At 61.9% G+C, this 23,650-nt stretch carries 23 protein-coding genes; 21 read left to right on the plus strand and 2 right to left on the minus strand.

Annotated elements, in window-relative coordinates; all coding sequences use genetic code 11:
- Nucleotides 1–34 precede the first annotated feature (34 nt).
- The 19 genes from iscR to U9R80_RS04915 all read left to right on the plus strand — a co-directional run bounded on the left by iscR (nt 35) and on the right by U9R80_RS04915 (nt 16,964).
- Nucleotides 35–526, plus strand: coding sequence for a Fe-S cluster assembly transcriptional regulator IscR (gene iscR / locus U9R80_RS04825; RefSeq protein WP_038614519.1), 492 nt, complete (start codon nt 35–37; stop codon nt 524–526).
- Between the two features lie 42 nt (nt 527–568).
- Nucleotides 569–1,783 carry an IscS subfamily cysteine desulfurase gene (locus U9R80_RS04830; protein ID WP_301837445.1) on the plus strand — a complete coding sequence of 405 codons (1,215 nt, stop codon included), beginning with the start codon at nt 569–571 and terminating at the stop codon, nt 1,781–1,783.
- 46 nt (nt 1,784–1,829) lie between these two features.
- Entirely contained in the window at nt 1,830–2,216 is a 387-nt protein-coding gene (gene iscU / locus U9R80_RS04835) for a Fe-S cluster assembly scaffold IscU (protein WP_002552476.1), read from the plus strand.
- Between the two features lie 28 nt (nt 2,217–2,244).
- Nucleotides 2,245–2,568 (plus strand): iron-sulfur cluster assembly protein IscA, encoded by a 324-nt coding sequence (gene iscA / locus U9R80_RS04840; protein WP_028942762.1) that lies wholly within the window; start codon nt 2,245–2,247, stop codon nt 2,566–2,568.
- A gap of 8 nt (nt 2,569–2,576) precedes the next feature.
- Nucleotides 2,577–3,098 carry a co-chaperone HscB gene (hscB, locus tag U9R80_RS04845; protein ID WP_301837444.1) on the plus strand — a complete coding sequence of 174 codons (522 nt, stop codon included), beginning with the start codon at nt 2,577–2,579 and terminating at the stop codon, nt 3,096–3,098.
- Nucleotides 3,099–3,140: 42 nt separating this feature from the next.
- Nucleotides 3,141–5,003, plus strand: coding sequence for a Fe-S protein assembly chaperone HscA (gene hscA / locus U9R80_RS04850; RefSeq protein WP_301837443.1), 1,863 nt, complete (start codon nt 3,141–3,143; stop codon nt 5,001–5,003).
- 3 nt (nt 5,004–5,006) lie between these two features.
- The gene (gene fdx / locus U9R80_RS04855) at nt 5,007–5,348 is read left to right on the plus strand and encodes an ISC system 2Fe-2S type ferredoxin (protein WP_043864467.1); all 342 of its coding nucleotides are present in this window, start codon (nt 5,007–5,009) and stop codon (nt 5,346–5,348) included.
- A gap of 13 nt (nt 5,349–5,361) precedes the next feature.
- Complete coding sequence (iscX, locus tag U9R80_RS04860) at nt 5,362–5,562, plus strand: Fe-S cluster assembly protein IscX (protein ID WP_028942766.1); 201 nt, start codon at nt 5,362–5,364, stop codon at nt 5,560–5,562.
- Between the two features lie 91 nt (nt 5,563–5,653).
- Entirely contained in the window at nt 5,654–6,079 is a 426-nt protein-coding gene (ndk, locus tag U9R80_RS04865) for a nucleoside-diphosphate kinase (RefSeq protein WP_301837442.1), read from the plus strand.
- Nucleotides 6,080–6,107: 28 nt separating this feature from the next.
- A complete protein-coding gene (gene rlmN, locus U9R80_RS04870) occupies nt 6,108–7,253 on the plus strand; it encodes a 23S rRNA (adenine(2503)-C(2))-methyltransferase RlmN (RefSeq protein WP_301837441.1) in 1,146 nt (381 codons plus the stop codon).
- 13 nt (nt 7,254–7,266) lie between these two features.
- The gene (pilW, locus tag U9R80_RS04875) at nt 7,267–8,025 is read left to right on the plus strand and encodes a type IV pilus biogenesis/stability protein PilW (protein ID WP_301837440.1); all 759 of its coding nucleotides are present in this window, start codon (nt 7,267–7,269) and stop codon (nt 8,023–8,025) included.
- Entirely contained in the window at nt 8,025–9,062 is a 1,038-nt protein-coding gene (locus U9R80_RS04880) for a RodZ domain-containing protein (RefSeq protein WP_301837439.1), read from the plus strand. The genes pilW and U9R80_RS04880 overlap by 1 nt, the downstream gene beginning before the upstream one ends.
- Before the next feature lie 3 nt (nt 9,063–9,065).
- The gene (gene ispG, locus U9R80_RS04885) at nt 9,066–10,175 is read left to right on the plus strand and encodes a flavodoxin-dependent (E)-4-hydroxy-3-methylbut-2-enyl-diphosphate synthase (RefSeq protein WP_301837438.1); all 1,110 of its coding nucleotides are present in this window, start codon (nt 9,066–9,068) and stop codon (nt 10,173–10,175) included.
- A gap of 24 nt (nt 10,176–10,199) precedes the next feature.
- Entirely contained in the window at nt 10,200–11,489 is a 1,290-nt protein-coding gene (hisS, locus tag U9R80_RS04890) for a histidine--tRNA ligase (RefSeq protein ID WP_301837437.1), read from the plus strand.
- A 39-nt stretch (nt 11,490–11,528) separates the two neighbouring features.
- A complete protein-coding gene (locus U9R80_RS04895) occupies nt 11,529–12,170 on the plus strand; it encodes a YfgM family protein (protein WP_301837436.1) in 642 nt (213 codons plus the stop codon).
- Complete coding sequence (bamB, locus tag U9R80_RS04900) at nt 12,171–13,313, plus strand: outer membrane protein assembly factor BamB (protein WP_301837435.1); 1,143 nt, start codon at nt 12,171–12,173, stop codon at nt 13,311–13,313.
- A gap of 116 nt (nt 13,314–13,429) precedes the next feature.
- On the plus strand, nt 13,430–14,893 hold the full coding sequence (gene der / locus U9R80_RS04905) for a ribosome biogenesis GTPase Der (protein WP_028942775.1): 1,464 nt from the start codon (nt 13,430–13,432) through the stop codon (nt 14,891–14,893).
- A gap of 143 nt (nt 14,894–15,036) precedes the next feature.
- Nucleotides 15,037–16,185, plus strand: a complete 1,149-nt coding sequence (locus U9R80_RS04910) for a pyridoxal phosphate-dependent aminotransferase (RefSeq protein ID WP_301837434.1) — start codon at nt 15,037–15,039, stop codon at nt 16,183–16,185.
- Nucleotides 16,173–16,964 carry an amidohydrolase gene (locus U9R80_RS04915; RefSeq protein WP_301837433.1) on the plus strand — a complete coding sequence of 264 codons (792 nt, stop codon included), beginning with the start codon at nt 16,173–16,175 and terminating at the stop codon, nt 16,962–16,964. Before U9R80_RS04910 ends, U9R80_RS04915 begins: the two co-directional genes overlap by 13 nt.
- A gap of 57 nt (nt 16,965–17,021) precedes the next feature.
- Here U9R80_RS04915 and U9R80_RS04920 read toward each other — a convergent pair whose 3' ends face one another.
- The gene (locus tag U9R80_RS04920) at nt 17,022–19,574 is read right to left on the minus strand and encodes a sulfite reductase flavoprotein subunit alpha (protein ID WP_301837432.1); all 2,553 of its coding nucleotides are present in this window, start codon (nt 19,572–19,574) and stop codon (nt 17,022–17,024) included.
- Nucleotides 19,575–19,678: 104 nt separating this feature from the next.
- Nucleotides 19,679–21,955, minus strand: a complete 2,277-nt coding sequence (locus U9R80_RS04925) for a TonB-dependent receptor (protein ID WP_301837431.1) — start codon at nt 21,953–21,955, stop codon at nt 19,679–19,681.
- Between the two features lie 221 nt (nt 21,956–22,176).
- On the opposite strand from U9R80_RS04925, the gene U9R80_RS04930 reads away from it, so the two are divergent.
- Together U9R80_RS04930 and U9R80_RS04935 are read left to right on the plus strand one after the other, a co-directional pair.
- Nucleotides 22,177–22,857 carry a Fe2+-dependent dioxygenase gene (locus U9R80_RS04930; RefSeq protein WP_301837430.1) on the plus strand — a complete coding sequence of 227 codons (681 nt, stop codon included), beginning with the start codon at nt 22,177–22,179 and terminating at the stop codon, nt 22,855–22,857.
- Between the two features lie 3 nt (nt 22,858–22,860).
- Nucleotides 22,861–23,619, plus strand: a complete 759-nt coding sequence (locus tag U9R80_RS04935) for a tetratricopeptide repeat protein (RefSeq protein WP_301837429.1) — start codon at nt 22,861–22,863, stop codon at nt 23,617–23,619.
- Nucleotides 23,620–23,650: the final 31 nt, after the last annotated feature.

Here is a 23,650-nt window from a genome sequence, read left to right on the forward strand (position 1 = left end):
CTCCCATTCCGTAACCCCGTGGTACCTACTAGCCATGCGACTGACTACAAAAGGCCGATACGCCGTGACCGCCATGCTTGATCTGGCGTTGCACGCGCAGCATGGGCCGGTGTCTCTGGCCGACATTTCCGAGCGCCAAGGCATCTCCCTTTCTTATCTGGAGCAGCTGTTTGCAAAGCTGCGCCGCAGCAGTCTGGTTTCCAGCGTGCGCGGCCCTGGCGGCGGCTATCAGCTGTCGCGAAGCATGGAGAGCATTCAGGTCGCACAGGTCATCGATGCGGTTAACGAATCGGTTGACGCAACACGCTGCCAGGGTCTGGGTGATTGCCACGCCGGCGACACCTGCCTTACCCACCACTTGTGGTGCGACCTGAGCCAGCAGATTCACGAATTCCTCAGCGGTATCAGCCTGGCTGACCTTGTTACTCGCCGTGAGGTACAAGAAGTCGCCCAGCGCCAGGACCTGCGACGTATCGCAGGCCGGGCACCGCAGCTGGACAAGATTGAGACGTCTGCCGTCGAATGACCGTTTCGACGCGCGGCGCGACCGCCTGATAGGAGATATTCAATGAAGTTGCCGATCTACCTCGATTACTCCGCGACCACCCCGGTCGACCCACGCGTTGCCCAGAAGATGAGCGACTGCCTGCTGGTCGACGGGAACTTCGGTAACCCGGCGTCGCGCTCCCACGTCTTTGGCTGGAAAGCCGAAGAAGCGGTCGAGAACGCTCGCCGCCAGGTCGCTGACCTGGTCAATGCCGACCCGCGTGAAATTGTCTGGACCAGCGGTGCAACCGAGTCCGACAACCTGGCAATCAAGGGCGTTGCGCACTTCTACAGCACCAAGGGCAAGCACCTGATCACCTCCAAGATCGAGCACAAGGCTGTCCTGGACAGCACGCGCCAGCTGGAGCGTGAAGGCTTTGAAGTCACCTACATCGAGCCAGGCGCCGATGGCCTGATCACCCCGGCCATGATTGAAGCTGCCCTGCGTGACGACACCATCCTGGTGTCGATCATGCATGTGAACAACGAAATCGGCACCATCAACGACATCGCAGCCATCGGCGAACTGACCCGCGCTCGCGGCGTTATGTTCCACGTCGATGCTGCTCAGTCCACTGGCAAAGTCGAAATCGACCTGCAGAAGCTGAAAGTCGACCTGATGTCCTTCTCTGCACACAAAACCTACGGCCCTAAAGGCATCGGCGCGCTGTACGTCAGCCGCAAGCCTCGCGTGCGCCTGGAAGCCACCATGCACGGCGGCGGTCACGAGCGCGGCATGCGTTCGGGCACCCTGGCAACCCACCAGATCGTCGGCATGGGTGAAGCGTTCGCCATCGCCAAAGAGCTGATGGCCAGCGAGAACGTTCGTATCAAGGCCCTGAGCGACCGCTTCTACCAGCAGGTCGAAGGCCTTGAAGAGCTGTACATCAACGGCAGCATGACCGCGCGCATTCCGCACAACCTGAACCTGAGCTTCAACTACGTTGAAGGCGAATCGCTGATCATGGCCCTCAAGGACCTGGCAGTGTCGTCCGGTTCGGCGTGCACCTCGGCTTCGTTGGAGCCGTCCTATGTGCTGCGCGCCCTGGGCCGCAACGACGAGCTGGCTCACAGCTCGATCCGTTTTACCTTCGGTCGTTTCACCACCGAAGAAGAAATCGACTACGCCGCGCAGAAAGTTTGCGAGGCCGTGACCAAGCTGCGCGAGTTGTCGCCGCTGTGGGATATGTACAAAGACGGCGTCGACATCTCCAAGATCGAGTGGGCTGCGCACTAAGTAGTCGCCGGCAAGAGCGGCTCTCTGATGAGGAAGGAATTGCACCATGGCATACAGTGAAAAGGTCATCGACCATTACGAAAACCCACGCAACGTCGGCAAGATGAATGCCGAGGATCCGGATGTCGGAACCGGCATGGTCGGCGCTCCAGCGTGCGGCGACGTGATGCGCCTGCAGATCAAGGTCAACGAGCAGGGCGTCATCGAAGACGCCAAGTTCAAGACCTACGGCTGTGGTTCGGCCATCGCCTCCAGCTCCCTGGCCACCGAGTGGATGAAGGGTAAGACTCTGGACGAAGCCGAAACCATCAAGAACACCCAGCTGGCCGAAGAACTGGCGTTGCCGCCCGTTAAAATTCACTGCTCGGTACTCGCCGAGGACGCCATCAAGGCGGCCGTACGCGATTACAAGCAGAAGAAAGGTTTGCTCTAAGTTCGCCTGTTGCAGGTAAGGAGTCTCGATGGCTATCAGCATGACAGAAGCCGCCGCCAACCATGTGCGGCGCTCTCTCGACGGACGCGGCAAGGGTCTTGGCATTCGCCTGGGCGTTCGTACCACCGGCTGCTCGGGTCTGGCCTATGTGCTGGAGTTCGTTGATCAGCCAGACGCCGAAGACCAGGTTTTTGAAAGCCACGGCGAGAAAGTGATCATTGATCCAAAGAGCCTGGCCTACCTCGACGGTACCGAGCTCGATTTCGTCAAGGAAGGGTTGAACGAAGGCTTCAAGTTCAACAACCCCAACGTACGCGGTGAGTGTGGCTGCGGCGAAAGCTTCAACGTCTGAGGCTGCGCGTGGGAACTCCTTGTCATTTCGCCCTGTTTGACCTGCAACCTGGCTTCCGTCTGGACCTCGACAAACTGGCCGTTCGCTACCGCGAGCTGGCCCGTGAGGTCCACCCGGATCGCTTCGCCGATGCCTCCGAACGTGAACAGCGCATAGCGCTCGAACGTTCGGCCGCGCTGAACGAGGCCTACCAGACGCTAAAGAGCGCGCCCCGGCGTGCCCGTTACCTGTTGGCGATCGGCGGCCATGAAGTGCCGCAGGAAGTCACCGTCCATGATCCCGAGTTTCTGCTGCAGCAGATGCAACTGCGCGAAGAGCTCGAAGACCTCCAGGACAGTGCCGACCTCGACGGTGTTGCCGTGTTCAAGCGTCGCTTGAAAACCGCCCAGGAAACGCTCAACGAGGATTTCGCCGCCTGCTGGGATGATCCTGCGCAGCGCGAACAGGCCGAGCGCCTGATGCGCCGCATGCAGTTTCTCGACAAGCTCGCCTACGAAGTGCGCCAGCTGGAAGAGCGCCTCGACGATTAACTCGGCGCTGCTTCTGGCGGCGCCCCTGGTATTCAGATAAGCATGGCCCTACTGCAGATCGCCGAACCCGGTCAGAGCCCTCAACCGCACCAGCGTCGCCTGGCGGTGGGTATTGACCTTGGCACCACCAACTCCCTGGTCGCGGCATTGCGCAGCGGCCGTAGCGAGCCCCTGCCCGACGCTCAAGGTCGGGTCATCCTGCCTTCGGCTGTGCGTTACCATGCCGACCACATCGATGTCGGTCAGGTAGCGCGTGATGCCGCCTCCAGCGACCCACTCAATACCGTGCTGTCGGTCAAGCGTCTGATGGGCCGTGGCCTGGCGGACGTCAAGCAACTGGGTGAGCAACTGCCGTACCGCTTTGTCGGCGGCGAGTCGCACATGCCGTTCATCGACACCGTGCAGGGCCCGAAAAGCCCGGTGGAAGTCTCGGCCGATATTCTCAAGGTGCTGCGTCAGCGCGCCGAGGAAACCCTGGGTGGCGAGTTGGTGGGCGCGGTAATCACCGTGCCGGCCTATTTCGACGATGCCCAGCGCCAGGCGACCAAGGATGCCGCGCGTCTGGCCGGGCTGAACGTCCTGCGCCTGCTCAACGAGCCGACCGCAGCTGCCGTGGCCTATGGCCTGGACCAGAATGCCGAAGGCCTGGTGGCCATTTATGACCTGGGTGGCGGAACCTTCGACATCTCGATCCTGCGGCTGACTGGCGGTGTGTTTGAAGTGCTCGCCACCGGTGGCGATAGCGCCTTGGGTGGCGATGATTTCGACCACGCCATCGCCAGCTGGATTGTCGAGCAGGCCGGCCTGTCTTCGGACCTCGATCCGGGTGCCCAGCGCCAACTGTTGCAAGCAGCTTGCGCAGCCAAAGAAGCGCTGACCGACGCTGACTCGGTCACTGTCGCCTACGGCAACTGGCAAGCCGAGCTGACCCGCACTGCATTCGATGCCCTGATTGAGTCGCTGGTAGCCCGTAGCCTCAAGGCCTGCCGTCGCGCTGTGCGTGACAGCGGTGTCGAGCTCGAAGAAGTGGCTGCCGTGGTCATGGTTGGCGGCTCGACCCGTGTGCCGCGCGTGCGTGAGGCCGTCGGTGCTCTGTTTGGTCGTACGCCGTTGACCGATATCGACCCGGACCAGGTGGTTGCCATCGGCGCCGCAATCCAAGCCGATACCCTGGCCGGCAACCGTCGCGATGGTGGCGAACTGCTGTTGCTCGACGTGATTCCGCTGTCCCTTGGGCTGGAGACCATGGGTGGGTTGATGGAGAAGGTGATTCCGCGAAACACCACCATCCCGGTTGCCCGCGCCCAGGAGTTCACCACTTACAAGGACGGCCAGTCGGCCATGATGATTCATGTGCTGCAGGGTGAGCGCGAGCTGATCAGCGACTGCCGTTCGCTGGCGCGATTCGAGCTTCGCGGTATTCCGGCGATGGTCGCGGGTGCCGCGAAGATCCGCGTCACCTTCCAGGTCGATGCCGACGGCCTGCTCAGCGTTTCGGCGCGAGAGCTGGGATCGGGTGTCGAGTCGAGTATTCAGGTCAAGCCTTCCTACGGCCTGACCGACGGTGAAATTACCCGCATGCTCAAGGATTCCTTCGAGCATGCAGGGTTCGACAAGGTGGCGCGCCAGCTGCGCGAGCACCAGGTCGACGCCGAGCGCCTGCTTGAAGCTGTGCAGGGCGCGCTGGACGCCGATGGCGACCGGCTGCTGGACGCCGAAGAGCGCCTGGCTATCGAACAACAAATGCAAGACTTGCGTGATTTGATCAACGGCACCGATGGCGCAGCCATCGAGCAGCAGACCAAGCGTCTGTCGCAGGTGACCGATGCCTTTGCCGCCCGTCGCCTTGATTCGACGGTAAAAGCCGCGTTGGCCGGGCGCAACCTGAATGAGATCGAGGAATAACTGATGCCGCAGGTGATTTTTCTGCCCCACGAGAAGTTCTGCCCGGATGGCATGGTGGTGGAGGCTGAGACAGGTAAGTCCATTCTTGAAGTGGCGCACGACAACCACATCGAGATCGAAAGCGCCTGCGGTGGTGTCTGCGCATGCACCACGTGTCACTGCGTGATTCGCGAAGGCTTCAACTCGCTCAATGAAGCCGACGAGCTGGAAGAGGACTACCTGGATCGCGCCTGGGGCCTGGAGCCTACCTCGCGCCTGACCTGCCAGGCCAAGGTCGGAACCGAAGACGTCACCGTCGAAATTCCGAAGTACTCGCTCAACCACGCAGCCGAAGCGCCGCATTGATCCTGGAGCCGACATGAGCCTGAAATGGGTTGATGTACTTGAAATTGCAATCCAGCTTGCGGAAAGCAAGCCGGAAGTCGATCCTCGTTATGTGAATTTCGTCGATCTGCACCAGTGGGTGCTGGCATTGCCGGAATTCAGTGACGATCCGCAGCGTGGCGGCGAGAAGGTTCTCGAAGCCATCCAGGCGGCCTGGATCGAAGAAGCCGACTGAGCGCGCTCGGCAGGTTAGGCAATCCCCCGGAACCCGCGTATAATTCGCGGGTTTAATTTTTCGCTTCACTCAACGTTTCTGGAGTTACACCATGGCTGTTCAACGTACTTTCTCGATCATCAAGCCTGACGCCGTTGCCAAGAACGTGATCGGCAAGATCACCACTCGCTTCGAAGAAGCTGGCCTGCGCATCGTTGCTTCGAAAATCAAGCAACTGTCCAAAGCCGAAGCCGAAGGTTTCTACGCTGAGCACAAAGAGCGCGGTTTCTTCGGTGACCTGGTTGCCTTCATGACTTCCGGTCCAGTTGTTGTTCAAGTTCTGGAAGGCGAAAACGCCATCGCTCTGAACCGTGAGCTGATGGGCGCTACCAACCCTAAAGAAGCTGCTCCAGGCACCATCCGTGCTGACTTCGCCGAGTCGATCGACGCCAACGCCGTTCACGGTTCGGACTCCGAAGCAGCCGCTGCTCGCGAAATCGCTTACTTCTTCGCAGCTACCGAGGTAACCACTCGCTAAGCGAAAGCTTACGAGTGAGGGTGAATCCATGACGACATCGACTGGCAAAACTAACCTGTTGGGGCTGACCCAGCCGGAAATGGAAAAATTCTTCGACTCTATCGGGGAGAAGCGTTTCCGTGCCGGTCAGGTAATGAAATGGATTCACCACTTTGGCGTCGATGATTTCGACGCCATGACCAACGTCGGCAAGGCCTTGCGTGAAAAGCTCAAGGCAGTTGCCGAGGTTCGCGGTCCGGAAGTGGTCAGCGAGGACATCTCCACCGACGGTACCCGTAAATGGGTAGTGCGCGTGGCGTCCGGCAGCTGCGTCGAGACCGTGTACATCCCCCAGGGCAAGCGTGGCACGCTGTGTGTCTCGTCCCAGGCCGGTTGCGCCCTGGACTGCAGTTTCTGCTCTACCGGCAAGCAAGGATTCAACAGCAACCTCACCGCCGCCGAAGTGATCGGCCAGGTGTGGATTGCCAACAAGTCGTTCGGCACAGTGCCTGCCAAGATCGACCGTGCCATCACCAACGTGGTGATGATGGGCATGGGCGAGCCGCTGCTGAACTTCGACAACGTGGTCGCCGCCATGCACCTGATGATGGACGACCTCGGCTACGGCATTTCCAAGCGCCGGGTGACCCTGTCCACCTCCGGCGTGGTACCGATGATCGAAGAGCTGGCCAAGCACATCGACGTCTCCCTGGCCCTGTCGCTGCACGCGCCGAACGACGCGCTGCGCAATGAACTGGTGCCGATCAACAAGAAGTACCCGCTCAAGGTATTGCTCGCCGCGTGCATGAACTACATGTCGCAGCTGGGCGAAAAGCGTGTGCTGACCATCGAGTACACCCTGCTCAAGGACGTCAACGACAAGCTCGAACACGCCGTGGAAATGGCCGAGCTGCTCAAGGATGTTCCGTGCAAGATCAACCTGATCCCGTTCAACCCGTTCCCGCATTCCGGCTACGAGCGTCCGAGCAACAACGCCATCCGCCGTTTCCAGGATCACCTGCATCACGCCGGTTACAACGTGACAGTGCGCACCACCCGTGGTGAAGACATCGACGCGGCGTGCGGCCAGTTGGTAGGCCAGGTAATGGACCGTACCCGTCGTAGCGAACGCTTGCTTGCCGTGCGTCAGTTGAACGCCGACGGCGATGTGCAAGAAAGCGCTGTACGGAACTGAAGAGAGGACCTCCATGACCTTGCGCGCCGCGCTGCCGATCCTGTCGCTCGCCCTGCTTGCAGGCTGCGTGTCCGGCGGGAGTTCGGACACGCTGGCAAGTCGCGAGGGCAGGGAGCATGCAGCTCAGGCCTATGTGCAGCTTGGGTTGGGTTATTTGCAACAAGGTTTGACCGGTCAGGCCAAGGGGCCACTGAAAAAAGCGCTTGATCTCAATAGCCAGGATGCCGCCGCCAACGCTGCCCTGGCTTTGGTGTATCAGGCTGAAGATGAGTCGGAACTGGCTGAGAAACACTACCGCAAGGCGTTGGCCAGTCGCCCGGACGATACGCGGATCCGTAACAACTACGGCAGTTTTCTTTATGCTCGGGGCCAATACGCGCAGGCGCAGCAGATGTTTGCCCAAGCAGCGGCCGATACGCTGTATCCTGAGCGTTCCCGGGTGTTCGAGAGCCTTGGCCTAACTGCCTTGAGGCTCGGCCAGCGTGATCAGGCGCAGCAATACCTGGTAAAAGCTTTACGCCTCAACCAGCAGCAACCGCGTGCGTTGCTCGAAATGGCTGAGTTGTCTTACGAAGACAGGCATTATGTGCCGGCCCGTGACTACTACGATCGTTTCAGCCAGCTGAGCGACCACAGTGCCCGCAGCTTGCTGCTGGGCAGTCGCCTGGCCAACGTTTTCGAGGAACGGAACAAGGCCGCCGATCTGGGCCTGCAATTACAACGACTTTATCCCGGTACGCCGGAATATCAGCAATACCTGTCGGAGCAATGATGAAAGCGGCGCATCCCGAAGTAGCAGCAGCGACTCGCGAGAACCCAGGTGAGACTTTGCGTCAGGCCCGCGAGAGCAGGGACTTGTCGCAGGCCGAAGTGGCCCGCAAGCTCAACCTGACCGTGAGTTCCCTGAACAATCTTGAATCCGGCGCCTTCGACAAGCTGCCCGGGCACACCTTTGCCCGTGGCTACATCCGCGCTTATGCCAAGCTGCTGGACATGGACCAGGCCGCTCTGGTGCAGGCCTTCGACCAATGCACCGGCACCCACGCCCAGGGCAGCGATGTGCATGCCCTCGGTCGTATCGAAGAGCCTGTTCGCCTCTCACACAACATCCTGCGCATTGTCAGCCTGTTGATGCTGGTGGTGGTGATCGGTGGCGGCTTCTTCTGGTGGCAGGATCAGAGCAGCCAGCGCAGCAAGGACCTGGTCAACATGGCCCTTGAGCACGTAGAGGTTGAAAGCGCCGATGGCACTACCCAGATCCACCCGCTGGACGAGCCTGAAGACCAGGCTGTGACCGCCGGCCAGCAGCCTGAAAGCACCACGCTGAACCTGGACCAGGCTGTGACGCCGTCCGAACAGGCTACCCAGACGCCAGCACCAGAAGCTGCCGTCAGCCCGGCAACGCCTGTGGCACCTGTCGCTCCGGCTGCAGTGGTTCCTGCCCCCGCGCCAGCTGCAGTGATTCCAGCACCAGCACCAGCTCCCGTGGCACCGGTAGCGCCTGCGGTAGTTGCCAGCGCTCCTGCCACTGCCCCGGCTCCTGCCGCCGCAGCCCCTGTCGCTGCCGGAAGCGGCCAGGTGCACATGCAATTCACCGCCAATTGCTGGACGTCGGTCACCGACGGTAACGGCAAGGTGCTGTTCAGCGCCATCAAGCGCAAGGGCGAGAGCCTGCAGCTGAGCGGCAAGCCGCCGTTCGCGGTACGCCTGGGCTTCGCCCGGGGCGTGCAGCTCAGCTACAACGGCCAGGCCGTCGACCTTGCGCCGTTCACCAGTGGCGAGACTGCTCGCCTGAAGTTGGGACAATAAGTCATGCACGGCGAATCTCCGATCAAACGTCGCGAATCCCGGAAAATCTGGGTTGGTAATGTGCCTGTCGGCGGCGATGCACCCATCGCCGTCCAGAGCATGACCAACACCGACACCAACGATGTCGCCGCCACCGTGGCGCAGATCAACCGCCTGGTCGATGCCGGCGTTGATATCGTGCGTGTCTCGGTTCCGGACATGGATGCCGCCGAAGCTTTCGGTCGCATCAAGCAGCAAGTCAGCGTTCCGCTGGTTGCCGACATCCACTTCGACTACCGCATCGCTCTGCGCGTGGCCGAGCTGGGTGTCGATTGCCTGCGCATCAACCCGGGCAACATCGGTCGTGAAGACCGCGTTCGTGCGGTGGTCGATGCCGCCCGCGACCGTGGCATTCCAATCCGCATCGGTGTCAACGCCGGTTCCCTGGAAAAAGACCTGCAGAAAAAGTACGGCGAGCCTACCCCGGCAGCGCTGGTCGAGTCGGCCATGCGCCATGTCGAGCACCTCGATCGCCTGGACTTCCAGGACTTCAAGGTCAGCGTAAAGGCCTCCGACGTGTTCATGGCCGTCGAAGCCTACCGCCTGCTGGCCAAGCAGATCATCCAGCCGCTGCACCTGGGTATCACCGAAGCCGGTGGCCTGCGTTCGGGCACGGTGAAATCCGCGGTCGGCCTCGGTATGCTGCTTGCCGAAGGGATTGGCGATACTATTCGCATCTCCCTGGCGGCAGACCCGGTCGAAGAGGTCAAGGTCGGTTACGACATCCTCAAGTCCTTGCACCTGCGTTCGCGTGGTATCAATTTCATCGCCTGCCCGAGCTGCTCGCGGCAGAACTTCGATGTGGTCAAGACCATGAACGAGCTTGAAGGTCGCCTGGAAGACCTGCTGGTACCGCTGGACGTGGCCGTGATCGGCTGTGTGGTCAATGGTCCTGGCGAAGCCAAGGAGGCCCATGTGGGGCTGACGGGCGGTACGCCGAACCTGATCTACATCGATGGCAAGCCATCGCAGAAGCTGAGCAATGACAACCTGGTCGATGAGCTGGAAAGACTCATCCGCCAGAAAGCGGCCGAAAAGGCCGAAGCCGACGCGGCCCTGATCGCCCGTGGCTGACACCCAGATTCGTAAGGATTTTCCGTGAGCAAATCGCTGCAAGCCATCCGTGGCATGAACGACATCCTGCCCGAGCAGACGCCGCTGTGGCGCTATTTCGAGAGCACCGTGGCAGGCCTGCTGGACTCCTATGGCTATCGCCAGATCCGCACGCCTATCGTCGAGTTCACCGAGCTGTTCAAGCGCTCGATCGGTGAAGTCACCGACATCGTCGAAAAAGAGATGTACACCTTCACCGACCGCAATGGCGACTCCCTGACCCTGCGTCCGGAAGGCACCGCGGCCTGCGTACGTGCCGTGCTCGAGCACGGTATCAGCGGTGGCGGCCAGGTGCAGAAGCTCTGGTACATCGGCCAGATGTTCCGCCATGAGCGCCCGCAAAAAGGCCGTTATCGTCAGTTCCACCAGATCGGCCTCGAGGTGTTCAACCTCGACGGTCCGGACATCGACGCCGAGCTGATCGTACTGACCTGGCGCCTGTGGAAGCTGCTGGGTATCCGTGATGCGGTCAAGCTCGAACTCAACAGCCTGGGCACCAGCGAAGCCCGTGCCCGTTACCGTGATGCGCTGGTCGAGTTCCTCTCGGCGCGTCTGGACCAGCTGGACGAAGACAGCCAGCGTCGCCTGAAGACCAACCCGCTGCGCATCCTCGATACCAAGGACGCCAATACCCAGGCGGTGCTGGTCGATGCGCCGAAGCTTGAAGACTACCTGGACGAAGAGTCCCGCGTGCACTTCGAGGGCCTGAAGGCGCGTCTGGATGCCGCCGGCATTCCATTCGTGATCAACACCAAGCTGGTACGTGGCCTGGATTACTACAGCAAGACCGTGTTCGAGTGGGTCACCGACAAGCTCGGCTCCCAGGGCACCGTCTGTGCCGGCGGCCGCTACGATGGCCTGGTCGAGCAGATGGGCGGCAAGCCGACCCCGGGCGTTGGTTTCGCCATGGGTATCGAGCGTCTGATTCTGCTGCTCGAAACCCTGGGACAGATCCCCGAGTCGATCAACCGCCAGGTCGATGTCTACCTGTGCGCCTTCGGCGAGCAGGCAGAACTGGCAGGCCTGGCCCTGGCCGAGCGTCTGCGTGATCGCTTGCCGAACCTGCGCCTGCAGGTCAATGCCGGTGGTGGCAGCTTCAAGAGCCAGTTCAAGAAGGCCGACAAGAGTGCAGCGCTGTTTGCCTTGATCCTGGGGGACGACGAACTGGCGCAACAAGTGGTAGGTTTCAAACCCCTGCGTGGCCAGGGCGAACAACAAAACATTGCCTGGGATGCTCTGGCAGAGCACCTGGAAGCTTCCCTCGCGCAGGCGTGAAGCGGGTCAACAGCCGATTTGGTGAAAAGGAGTATTGGGGTGTCGAGTACCGATGATGAACAGCTGGCGGCATTCAAGGACTGGTGGCAGCGTAACGGCAAGCCACTGGTAACCGGCGGCCTGCTGGCACTGGTGATAGTGTTTGGCTGGCAAGCCTTCCAGAAGTACCAGGGCAACCAGTCGCAAGGCGCCTCGAACCTCTATCAGGCCCTGCTGGAAACCACCCTGACGCCAAGTGGCGAGCCGGATGCGGCCAAGGTCGCCGAGTTGTCGGGCAAGCTCAAGAACGAGTTTGGCGGCACCGCCTATGCCCAGTACGGCAGCCTGTTCGTGGCCAAGGTCGCGGTCGAGGCTGGCAAGCTGGATGATGCTGCAGCCGAACTCAAGTCAGTAATGGACAAGCCGGCCGATGCCACCCTGGGTGAAATCGCCCGTCAGCGCCTGGCTCGTGTCCTGGCTGCCCAGAACAAGGTCGACGAAGCCTTGAAGCTGCTTGAAGGCGACGCCGACAAGGCGTTCCTGGCCAGCCGTGAAGAGCTCAAGGGCGACCTGCTGGTGCAACTGGGTCGTGTAGCCGATGCGCATGCCGCTTACGAAAAAGCCAAGGACGCGCTGTCTGATGACGCTGCGATCGGTGGCCTGCAACTCAAGCTCGACGACCTGGCCAAAGGGGATGCGTAAGTGATCGGTTGGAAACATGCAGCAGTGCTGACCCTGGCCCTCATGGCCGTGGGTTGCAGCAGCAACAGCAAAAAGGAATTGCCTCCGGCTGAGCTCACCAGTTTCACCGAAGAGGTGGTCCTGAAGAAGCTGTGGAGTCGCTCGATCGGTGATGGTCAGGGCGAATCCTTCAATATGCTGGTCCCGGCGATCGAGAACGACCGTATCTACGCTGCCGATGTCACCGGCGTGGTGATGGCCCTGGATCGCAACACCGGCGACGTGGCCTGGAAGAAAGAGCTTGAGCTGCCTGTTTCCGGTGCAGTTGGCGTGGGTTACGGCATGGTCATGCTCGGCACCCTCAAGGGTGAAGTCATTGCCCTGGACGCCAGCACCGGTGAACAGCGCTGGCGTTCGCGCGTTACCAGTGAAGTCCTGGCACCGCCTGCCACCAACGGTGACGTGGTGGTGATTCAGACCCAGGATGACCGCGTGATCGGCCTGGATGCCAGCACCGGCGACCGTCGCTGGATCTACGAAAGCACCCCGGCAGTACTGACCCTGCGTGGTACTGGCGCGCCTATCGTGACCAACCGCCTGGCCATCGCTGGCCTGTCGACTGGCAAGGTCATCGCCCTGGACACCCAGAACGGCGTGCCGGTGTGGGAACAGCGCGTTGCCATCCCGCAAGGTCGCTCGGAGCTTGATCGTGTTGTCGATATCGACGGCGGTCTGCTGTTGTCCGGCGGCACCCTGTATGTAGCCAGCTACCAGGGCCGTGTTGCCGGCCTTGACCTGGAAAGCGGCCGGGTGATGTGGCAGCGCGACGCCTCCAGCTACACCGGTGTGGCCCAGGGCTTTGGTAACGTCTACGTGAGCCTGGCTTCGGGCACCGTGGAAGGCATCGACGAACGTTCGTCCAGCGCGCTGTGGAGCAACGACTCGCTGGCCCGTCGCCAGTTGTCGGCGCCGGAAGTGTTCTCAAGCTATGTTGCAGTAGGTGACCTGGAAGGCTACCTGCATCTGCTCAGCCAGGTCGACGGTCGTTTCGTCGGTCGTGAGCGTATCGACAGCGATGGCCTGCGCGCCCGTCCGCTGGTGGTGGGTGACACCATCTATGTGTACGGCAACAGCGGCAAGCTCGAGGCGCTGACCATCCGCTGAGGCTATGCTTGAGGCCGTGCAGGCCTCGGGCTGCGGCACTTCGGGTGCCGCCCGAACTCCGGCCGCTGCAGTGCAGCGGCCTTTGTATTTTTTGAATTTATGAAGTGGAGAGCCGCATGGTTCCCGTAATCGCCCTGGTGGGCCGACCGAACGTCGGTAAATCCACCATGTTCAACCGCCTGACCAGGACCCGCGACGCCATCGTCGGCGACCTGTCCGGGCTGACCCGTGACCGTCAGTACGGTGAAGCACGCTGGCAAGGCCGTTCGTACATCCTGGTCGACACCGGTGGTATTTCCGGTGACGAGCACGGCATGGACGAAAAAATGGCCGAGCAGTCGCTGCTGGCCATCGAAGAGGCCGATGTGGTGCTGTTCCTGGTGGACGCGCGCGCCGGTCTCACCGCCGCCGACCAAATGATTTCCGAGCACCTGCGCAAGCGCAACAAGCGCTCCTTCCTGGTCGCCAACAAGATCGACAACATCGATCCGCAGATGGCTATCGCCGAGTTCTCGCCACTGGGTATGGGTAACGCCATAGGCGTCGCCGGCGCCCAGGGTCGTGGCGTCAACAACCTGCTCGAAGCGGTGTTGAGCGAGTTCCCGCGCGACAAGGAAGAGGAAGAGATCGACACCAACGTCGCCGAAGGCGAGGAAGCGGTGCGTATCCCTGGCCCGAGCGAAAAAGATGGCATCAAGATCGCCATCATCGGCCGGCCGAACGTTGGCAAGTCGACCCTGGTCAACCGCATGCTCGGTGAAGACCGGGTGATCGTCTATGACCAGCCCGGTACGACGCGCGACAGTATCTACATTCCCTTCGAGCGTAACGAAGAGAAGTACACGCTGATCGACACCGCCGGTGTGCGCAAGCGCGGCAAGATCCACGAGGAAGTCGAAAAGTTCTCGGTGGTGAAAACCCTGCAGGCGATCAAGGACGCCAACGTGGTGATCTTCGTCATGGACGCCCGCGAAGGCGTGGTTGACCATGACCTGAACCTGCTGGGCTTTGCCCTGGAAGCCGGTCGCGCCATTGTCATCGCCCTGAACAAGTGGGATGGCATGCAGCCGAGCGAGCGCGACTATGTGAAGACCGAGCTTGAGCGCCGGTTGTTCTTCGTCGACTTCGCCGACATTCACTTCATCTCGGCGCTGCACGGCACTGGCGTGGGCAACCTGTACCAATCGGTGCAGAACTCGTTCAAGTCGGCGGTTACCCGCTGGCCGACCAGCCGCCTGACCCAGATTCTCGAAGACGCGGTCAGCGAGCACCAGCCGCCGATGGTCAACAGCCGCCGGATCAAGCTGCGCTACGCTCACCTGGGCGGCGCCAACCCGCCGATCATCGTGATCCACGGTAACCAGGTCGAGAAGGTACCCAAGTCCTACTCGCGCTATCTGGAGAACACCTACCGCCGTGTGCTGAAGCTGGTCGGTACGCCGATCCGCATCGAGTACAAGGGCAGCGACAACCCGTACGAAGGCAACAAGAACACCTTGACCGACCGCCAGGTCAACAAGAAGCGTCGCTTGATGTCGCACCACAAGAAAGCTGAGAAGAAGCGCAAAGACAAGCGCTAAGCGTATCGCGGGGCAAGCCCGCTCCTACAGGAGCGGGCTTGCCCCGCGACTGTTACAACCTTTTTCCTGACCACTCAATCCGCTATGCTCGGTCTCTGACCGCGCCGCCTCGAGCCGGAATGATTCGCAGGAAAGAGGGCTCCATGATCAGCAGCAAGTTGCCGAACGTCGGCACGACCATCTTTACCACCATGTCCCAGCTCGCCGCGCAAACCGGCGCCTTGAACCTGTCCCAGGGTTTTCCCGATTTCAACGGCCCCCAGGCCCTGCTCGATGCGGCAGGCCGGGCGATCAGTGCCGGCCATAACCAATATTGCCCGATGACCGGCTTGCCGGCCCTGCGCCAGCAAGTGGCGACCAAGATCGCCCGCAGCTATGGCGTCAGTGTCGATGCCGACCATGAAATCACCATCACCCCGGGTGCCACCGAAGCGATCTTCTGTGCCATCCATGCGGTGATTCGCGCCGGTGACGAAGTCATTGTCTTTGACCCCAGCTACGACAGCTACGAGCCATCGGTTGAATTGGCCGGTGGCCGCTGCGTCCATGTGCAACTGAGCGATGGCGATTTCCGGATTGACTGGCAGAAGCTCACGGACGCCCTGAGCCCGCGCACGCGGATGATCATTCTCAACTCACCGCACAATCCCAGCGGTGCACTGATCAGCCGTGACGACCTGGAAAAGCTGGCGCTGTTGATCGCCGATCGGGACATCTACCTGATCAGCGACGAGGTCTACGAGCACCTGGTGTTCGACGGCGTGCAGCACGCCAGCGTGCTGGCTATCGAAGCGCTGTACCAGCGTGCCTTTGTGGTGAGCTCGTTCGGCAAGACCTATCACGTTACCGGCTGGAAGACCGGCTATGTGGTGGCGCCGCCCGCCTTGAGCGCCGAGCTGCGCAAGGTCCACCAGTACGTCAACTTCTGCGGCGTGACCCCGCTGCAATGGGCCCTGGCCGAGTTCATGGCCGAGCACCCCGAGCATGTCGAGGAGTTGCCGGCGTTCTACCAGGCCAAGCGCGACCTGTTCTGCGACTTGCTGGAGCCCTCGCGCTTCAGCTTTACCCGTACCGCCGGAACCTATTTTCAGTTGGTCGACTATTCAGCCATCCGCCCGGACCTGAACGACGTCGAGATGTCGCTGTGGCTCACCCGTGAACACGGCGTGGCGACTATCCCGGTGTCGGTGTTCTACCAGCAACCCATCCCGGAGCAGCGCCTTGTGCGCCTGTGTTTTGCAAAACGCGAGGAGACGCTGCGTCTGGCAGCGGAGAAGCTATGCGCGATCTGAGTGAACTGCCCAACCTGAAAGTGGCCCTGGTGCAGACTACCCTGGCCTGGCAGGACCGCCTGGCCAACTACGAGCATTTCGAGAGCCTGCTGGAGCAAGCCCGCGGAGCCGACCTGATCATCCTGCCGGAGATGTTCACCACCGGCTTTTCCATGGACTCCGAAAGCCTGGCCGAGCCAGAAAACGGCCCGACCTACAAATGGCTCAAGAGCCAGGCGAAAAAGCTCGAAGCCGTGGTCACTGGCAGTGTGATCATCCAGGCCGCCGACGGCAGCCATCGCAACCGCCTGCTGTGGGCGCGTCCTGATGGCGAGATTCTGTTCTACGACAAGCGTCACCTGTTCCGCATGGCCGGTGAGCACAAGCACTACACCCCGGGCGAGCGCCAGGTGCAGTTTGAAATCAAGGGATGGCGGGTGCGTCCGCTCATCTGTTACGACCTGCGCTTCCCGGTGTGGAGCCGTGATGCCCAGGACACCGATCTGCTGCTGTACACCGCGAACTGGCCGGCGGCCCGCCGCCAGCACTGGAATCGCCTGTTGCCGGCGCGGGGTATCGAAAACCTGTGCTATGTGGCGGCAGTGAACCGGGTGGGCACGGACGGCAAGGGCTTTGCCTATACCGGTGACAGTCAGGTGCTGGACTTCCAGGGGGAGAGCCTGCTCAGTGCAGGGGAAGCCGATGGGGTGTTCACGGCCGTATTGAGTGCGGCTGACCTGGCGGCGTACCGCACGCGCTTCCCGGCCAACCTGGATGCCGATACCTTCGATCTGCATTGAACGCTTCGCGGGGCAAGCCCGCTCCTACTGTAGGAGCGCGCTTGCCCCGCGATGGCTTCAATACACGTCCCGCCGATAGCGCCCAAGCTCGATCAAACGTTCCACCTCACCGGCACCGAGCACTTCGCTCAGCACCTCATCCACGCCACTGGCCATGCCTTGCAGGCTGCCGCAGATATAGATCGAGGCACCCTCATCGAGCCAGCGGCGCAGTTCAGCAGCCTGTTCACGCAAGCGGTCCTGGACATAGACCTTGTGAGCCTGGTCCCGCGAGAACGCCAGGTCCAGGTGGACCAGATCACCACTGCGCAACCAATGCTCAAGCTCGTCGCCACACAAGTAGTCGTGGGCCTGGTTGCGCTCGCCGAACAGCAGCCAGTTGCGTTGCTCGCTCGCCGAAATCCGCCCCTTGAGCAGGCTGCGCAAGCCGGCAATGCCGGTGCCGTTGCCGATCAGGATCATCGGCGTTGTCGGTGCCGGCAGATGGAAACTACTGTTGCGACGCAGGCGCAGGCTGACGCTGTTGCCCAGCGCCAGGTGCTCGGTCAGCCAGCCGGAGCCAAGCCCCAGGCTGCCATCGGCGAGGCGCTCCTGGCGCACGATCAGCTCCAGCACGCCATCGCTGGCGATGGAAGCAATCGAGTACTCCCGCGCCGTCAGTGGAATCAGCGCATCGACCAGTGCCTGGGCGTGCAGACCGACCAGGTGGCCACGGCTTTTGGGTAACTGTCGGCTGCCCAGCGCCTGAACCAGGGTTTCCTGCAGGCCTTCGACCTGGACCGACGCATTACCGTCCAGGCCCAGCCCACCCAGGAACAGGTCCAGGCTGTGAGGGCTGTTGCGCGGCAGGACTTCTACCAGGTCACCCGCGTCCCAGCGCTCTGGCTGCTCGGGCTTGAGCCCCAGCAGGTACACCGCCGAGCCTTGGCTGCCCGGGTTCATCAGTTCACGGTTCACCAGTGTCCAGTTGGCAAACTCCGGGGCCTTCCACGCGGCCGGTGGCTTGCTGCCCGTCAGTTGCGCCAGTTGCTGTTGCCATTGCTGCAGGGCGGCCGGGTCGGCGCTGTCGACTTCCACCGAGGCGAAGGCGCTGGTGGCGCCACGTTCGGCAAGCCAGGCCTGCAAGCGGTGGGCAAAGCCGCAGAAGTGCGGGTACTGGCGATCGCCCAGGGCGAGCAGGGCGTAGTTCAGGTTGTTCAGGGCCCAGGGCTGGCCGAGTACCTTGCGCTCGAAACCGCGGGCGCTGTCTGGCGCTTCACCGTCACCGAAGGTGCTGACCACGAACAACGCGCGTTCAGCCCGGTTGAGGTCGCTTTCAGTCAGCTCGGCCAACGGCCGCACTTGCACGGACAAGCCGGCCGCCTGCAATTGGCCGGCGCTTTGCCAGGCCAGTTGTTCAGCGAAGCCGCTCTGGCTGGCGAAGCCCACCAGCCATCCCTTGTCCGAGTCACTTGATGCGACCAGGCCGCTGCGGGCCGCGCGCACCTGGCGCTTCTTGCGACGGCGGTCCAGATACAGCAGCCAGCCGGTGATGAAGAACAGCGGCATGGTCAGGCTGGCAATGGTCACAATGATGCGGCCGGTCAGGCCGAAGTAACTGCCGACGTGCAAGGCATAGACACTGGCCAGCAGTTGCGCCTTGAACGACTTGTCGGTGTAGCGATCATGCTTGCTCACCTGGCCGCTGGCAGGATCAAGGGTCAGGGTGTTGAAGGCACGCTCATGCTCGGCACTGTCGAGCAGGTAGAACAGCGTCGCCGGCTGACCGCCCGCCGGTGGCAGGCGCAGGTTGTAGGTCACAAGGCCCGGGCCTGCGGCGGCCTGCAAGCTGGTCCAGATGGCGTCGTAGTCGACCACCAGCGGCTTGGCATCCTTGGCCGGTGCGCCGCCTGGGCGGCCGCGGCCTTCGCCACGCTTGTGCTGCTGGCCAGCCGCGGGCTGGTCGGCCAGCAGCTTGTTCAGGCCCTCGCGGTACCACTCGTACGACCAGAACAGGCCGGTGAGGGCGAACAACAGATAGAACAGCAGACACCAGGTACCGGCCACCGCATGCAGGTCCCAGTTGAACGCGCGACCTTTCTTGGCCCAGTCCAGGGTCAGCCAGGTACGCCAGTTCAGCGCCTTGCGCGGCCAGCGCAGGTACAGGCCCGAGAGGCAGAAGAAAATCAGCATCAGCGTACAGGCGCCGGTGATCTGCCGGCCGGTATCGCCCATGGCCAGGAAACGGTGCAGTCGCAGCATCAGGTCGAAGAAGCCCTGGCCTGCGACATCGCCCTGCAACTTGCCGGTGTACGGGTCGGCGTAGCGCATCAGGCCACGGCGTTCGCCCGGTGGTGGGGTAAAGAACACCCGCGCAGCGTTGTCGTTGCGCACATCGACCCAGAGCATGGCGACCTTGTCCCCTTGCTCGGTCTCGATCCGGCGCACCAGTTCAGCCGGCGGCAGCACGCCTTCCTGGCGCACCTCGACCTTGAGTACATCCGGATTGAACAGGCCCAGCAGCTCATCCTGGAACGACCAGATCGCCCCGGTAATGCCCATCAGGGCCAGTACCAGGCCTGCCGTGATCCCGAAGAACCAGTGCAGTTGGAACAGGGATTTCTTCACCACATCAACCACCTTGTCTTGTCGCAAATGCGAATGCGACGCGCATTATGCCCTGATACACGAAAGCCCCGGTCACCTAAGTGAACGGGGCTTGCCGGCCAGCGTCCTTAGAAGTGGACGCTGGTGGTCAGCAGGGCAGTGCGCCCGGCAGCCTGGTTGGCGAAGTGTGCGCTGTAGGCTTTGTCGTAGTAAGTCTCGTCGGTCAGGTTCTGCACGTTCAGTTGCAGGTCGACGTTCTTGGTCAGCTTGTAGCTGGCCATGGCGTCGTAGCGCACATAAGAAGGCACATAGACCGTGTTGTTCAGGTCACCCCAGACATCGTCGACATAGAACGCGCCACCACCCAGGGTGAGCTTGTCGGTGACGTTGTAGGTCGACCAGAGGCTGAAGCTGTTTTTCGGCGTGTTCGGCAGTTCGTTGCCTTTGGCCGGATTCACGCCGCCGGTCAGCTGGCCGTTGCGGTTACCCGCTTCGCCCGGATCAACGGCTTCGCTCTTGAGGTAGCTGTAGCCGGCGAATACTTGCCACTTGTCCGTCAGCTTGCCGCTGGCACCCAGCTCGATACCGTCGACACGGGTGGTGCCGGAGTTTTCGTAGGTGTTGTTGGCGACCAGCACGCGGGTGTTTTCTTTCTCGGTGCGGAAAATCGCGGCAGTCAGCGACAGGCGCTCATGGAACAAGTCCCACTTGGTGCCCAGTTCATAGTTCTTGGTGGTTTCCGGTTCCAGGTCGCTCACCAGCGTACTGTTGCCCGGGGTGTTGGGGTTGGGGTCGACACCGTCGGTCACGCCACCTGGCGGCGTCGCCGATGTGGCGAAGGACGCGTAGATGCTGCCGTTATCGGCTGGCTTCCAGACCAGGCCTGCCTGCCAGCTCCAGAAGTGCGAATTGTTGCTCGCTTCGCCGGTGGTGGTGCTGTCGGCTTCGGTCTTGAACGAGTCATAGCGGGTGCCCAGGTTCAACAGCCACTGCGGATCGAGCTCGATGGTGTCAAACACATAGGCTGCGCGCGTGGTGGACTCGGTGTCGGTCACGCTGGCGTAGTTGCGCGTCACCGAGCCGTCCCATGGATCGTTCGGGTTGGGGTTGGACAGCGATGTGCAGGTCGGTGCCGTGCCTGGGTTGCAGGTCAGCTTGCTGTTCGGCGTGACGGTGTAACCACTGACCATGGTGTCTTCGCGGGTGAATTCGACGCCGGTGGAGTAGTTGTGCTTGAAGCCCAGGGCCTGGAATTCGCCAAACAGGTCAGTCTGGTTGGTGGTGGTGGAAGTGTTGCTGATGCGCGAGTTGGCACGGCGCCATACGGTACCGAACTGGCTGACGTTGTGAGCGCTGTCATCCGGTTGGGTCAGGACGTAATCCTGGCTGGTGCTGCCGTGGCGCAGGGTGTTCTTGACGGTCATCGCGTCATTGAGGTCATGCTCGATGGCAAAGGTGCTGATATCCGCACGGGTCTTGCGGAAGTCGCGATCCTTGAGCCCGTAGAAGTTGCTGCTGTCACCGCCGTCGACGGGTTTGTCGTGATCGTGCGCGGCGTTCGCGCCAGGCAGTTTGTAGCCATAGGGAATGCCCGAATCCGGGAGGTCGTTGCTTTCCATATGGTAGTAGTTGAGGTTGACCCGGGTCGGCGTGCCCAGGCCGAACGTCAGCGATGGCGCCACACCCCAGCGGTCGTAGTTGATCGAGTCGCGGCCTGCCACATTCTGCTCATGGCTCATCAGGTTCAGGCGGAACGCGGCGCTGTCGAGGAACTGGCGGTTCACGTCCAGGGTGTAACGACGGGTCTGGTCCGAGCCATAGGTGAAGCCGCCGTTGAGGAAGTCGCCCTGTTTCGGCGCTTTGCTCACCAGGTTGAGGCTACCACCTGCCGATCCGCGGCCGCCCATTGCCGAGTTGGGCCCTTTGCTGACTTCGATGGATTCGACGGCGAAGATTTCGCGGGTCTGGGCACCGGTGTCACGCACGCCGTCCAGGTACGTGTCGCCCTGGGCGTCGAAGCCACGGATGAAGGGGCGGTCACCTTGAGGGTTGCCGCCTTCGCCGGCACCAAAGGTGACGCCAGGCACAGTGCGCAGTGCGTCCTGCAACGAAACGGCACCGGTGTCCTTGAGCACTTGCTGCGGGATGACGGTAATCGAGCGAGGGGTGTCTACCAATGGCGCGGTGTACTTCTGTGACGACGCACGTTCAACCTTGTAGTCGGTGCTCTCTTGCGCTTCACCGGTGACGCTGGTTGCGTCCAGGGCAATGGCGCCGTTCTTGGCCGGCGCTTCTTCTGCGGCGTAGGCCAGGTGGCCGGCAGAGGTGGCGGTAATGGCCACGCCAATGGCGGAGGCGAGCAAGCGTGGTGAACTGACAGCAGTTGGCACATAGTGACGCGGCATTAGTGTTCCCCTTCCCCGGAAAATTCAGGCCGCGAAATATAATGTAAACAAATATGAGTAACAATTGAGAGGAATTGCTATTTGTACGGAATTTACAATCTTTACAATTTGTTACTGCCTGTTTCGAGCCGCTCAAACGTCCCCACACGCCGAAAGGGCTTGTAGTGAGTCAATGGGAATCAATATCATTGCCTCCTTTTCCGCCTTCAGGTGCCTGCGCCATGCTGCTACATATTTCCGGGCTGTTCTCTACCGAGGAAGTCACGCGTATTCGCCAGGCCCTGGAGCAGACTGAGTGGACAGACGGCAAAATCACCGCCGGCTACCAGTCGGCCAAGGCCAAGCACAACCTGCAATTGCCCGAAGGGCATCCGCTGGCCAAGGAAATCGGCACGGCCCTGATCGAGCGCCTGTGGCAGCACCCGCAGTTCATGTCGGCGGCGTTGCCGCACAAGGTCTTCCCGCCGTTGATCAACTGCTACCGCGAAGGCGGCAACTTCGGCTTTCACATCGACAATGCCCTGCGCCAGCCGCGTGGCAGCCACGAACGCGTCCGCACTGATCTTTCGTCCACGTTGTTCCTGAGCAACCCGCAAGACTATGACGGCGGCGAACTGGTCATCCAGGACACCTATGGCCTGCAGCAGGTCAAGCTGGCTGCAGGCGACCTGGTGCTGTACCCCGGCACCAGCCTGCACAAGGTCAACCCGGTCACCCGCGGTGCGCGTTATGCCGCCTTCTTCTGGACCCAGAGCCTGGTGCGCGAGGACAGCCAGCGCGCCTTGCTGTTCGAGATGGACAACGCCATTCAGCAGCTCACCGCCGACATGCCAGACCATCCGGCGCTGATCCAGCTCACCGGCACCTACCACAATCTGTTGCGTCGCTGGGTCGAGGTCTGAGTCATGCCGTTCGAGTTGCGCAACCGCCAGGAACTGGACAGCGAACAGTTTGCCCAGATGCTTGAGCACAGCCCCGCCAAGGCGGCCCAGGCCTTGCTGGCAGCGGCCGGGCAGGGGATCGTCGAGGCCCAGCTATTGCTGGGGCAGATCCTGCTGGACGGTCGCGGTATCGAAAAAGACCCGGCCCTGGCGCGGCGCTGGTTCGCCATCGCGGCCAATGGCGGCAGCGCCATGGCCACCAACATGCTCGGTCGCTGCCTGGAGCATGGCTGGGGCGGTGACGTCGACCCGGCCCAGGCCGCTCGGCATTATCGTCAGGCGGCCCAGGCCGGCCTGGATTGGGGCTTGTACAACTACGCCAACCTGCTGGCGACCGGGCGCGGTGTGGCCAGGGACAACCTGGCCGCGCTGGCCTGTTATCGCCAGGCGGCCGAGCAGGGGCATGCCAAGTCAATGAACCTGCTGGGGCGTTACCTGGAAGAAGGCCAGCATTGCCCGCCGGATGTGGCGGGGGCGCAGCGCTGGTACCAGCGCTCGGCTGAAGCCGGGGATTTTCGCGGGCAATTCAGTCACGCCGGTGTGCTGGCAGCGCAAGGACGAACGCAAGACGCACTGGCATGGCTGCAGCGGGCGCTGGCGGCGGGCAATGTGAATTTCCTCAGGGTCGCCGGCCCTGCGCTGGAGCAGGCCGGGCAGCCCGAGATCCGCGCCCTGGCAGTGGACTACCGGGCGCGGCTGGCGCAGCTCGAAGCGCTCGCCTGAATGCAAACGGGGCCAGCCCGTACCTGGTGAC

This window comes from Pseudomonas sp. JQ170C (assembly GCF_035581345.1).
Classification (GTDB): domain Bacteria; phylum Pseudomonadota; class Gammaproteobacteria; order Pseudomonadales; family Pseudomonadaceae; genus Aquipseudomonas.

What these genes read in the sequence shown, in the direction of transcription:
- rlmN (WP_301837441.1), top strand. Translation starts at nt 6,108, where the DNA reads ATGACGACATCGACTGGCAAAACTAACCTGTTGGGGCTGACCCAGCCG.
- ispG (WP_301837438.1), top strand. Translation starts at nt 9,066, where the DNA reads ATGCACGGCGAATCTCCGATCAAACGTCGCGAATCCCGGAAAATCTGG.
- fdx (WP_043864467.1), top strand. Translation starts at nt 5,007, where the DNA reads ATGCCGCAGGTGATTTTTCTGCCCCACGAGAAGTTCTGCCCGGATGGC.
- ndk (WP_301837442.1), top strand. Translation starts at nt 5,654, where the DNA reads ATGGCTGTTCAACGTACTTTCTCGATCATCAAGCCTGACGCCGTTGCC.
- hscA (WP_301837443.1), top strand. Translation starts at nt 3,141, where the DNA reads ATGGCCCTACTGCAGATCGCCGAACCCGGTCAGAGCCCTCAACCGCAC.
- iscR (WP_038614519.1), top strand. Translation starts at nt 35, where the DNA reads ATGCGACTGACTACAAAAGGCCGATACGCCGTGACCGCCATGCTTGAT.
- U9R80_RS04930 (WP_301837430.1), top strand. Translation starts at nt 22,177, where the DNA reads ATGCTGCTACATATTTCCGGGCTGTTCTCTACCGAGGAAGTCACGCGT.
- U9R80_RS04830 (WP_301837445.1), top strand. Translation starts at nt 569, where the DNA reads ATGAAGTTGCCGATCTACCTCGATTACTCCGCGACCACCCCGGTCGAC.
- iscU (WP_002552476.1), top strand. Translation starts at nt 1,830, where the DNA reads ATGGCATACAGTGAAAAGGTCATCGACCATTACGAAAACCCACGCAAC.
- U9R80_RS04925 (WP_301837431.1), bottom strand. Translation starts at nt 21,955, where the DNA reads ATGCCGCGTCACTATGTGCCAACTGCTGTCAGTTCACCACGCTTGCTC.
- U9R80_RS04935 (WP_301837429.1), top strand. Translation starts at nt 22,861, where the DNA reads ATGCCGTTCGAGTTGCGCAACCGCCAGGAACTGGACAGCGAACAGTTT.
- iscA (WP_028942762.1), top strand. Translation starts at nt 2,245, where the DNA reads ATGGCTATCAGCATGACAGAAGCCGCCGCCAACCATGTGCGGCGCTCT.
- pilW (WP_301837440.1), top strand. Translation starts at nt 7,267, where the DNA reads ATGACCTTGCGCGCCGCGCTGCCGATCCTGTCGCTCGCCCTGCTTGCA.
- iscX (WP_028942766.1), top strand. Translation starts at nt 5,362, where the DNA reads ATGAGCCTGAAATGGGTTGATGTACTTGAAATTGCAATCCAGCTTGCG.
- der (WP_028942775.1), top strand. Translation starts at nt 13,430, where the DNA reads ATGGTTCCCGTAATCGCCCTGGTGGGCCGACCGAACGTCGGTAAATCC.
- U9R80_RS04880 (WP_301837439.1), top strand. Translation starts at nt 8,025, where the DNA reads ATGAAAGCGGCGCATCCCGAAGTAGCAGCAGCGACTCGCGAGAACCCA.
- U9R80_RS04915 (WP_301837433.1), top strand. Translation starts at nt 16,173, where the DNA reads ATGCGCGATCTGAGTGAACTGCCCAACCTGAAAGTGGCCCTGGTGCAG.
- U9R80_RS04910 (WP_301837434.1), top strand. Translation starts at nt 15,037, where the DNA reads ATGATCAGCAGCAAGTTGCCGAACGTCGGCACGACCATCTTTACCACC.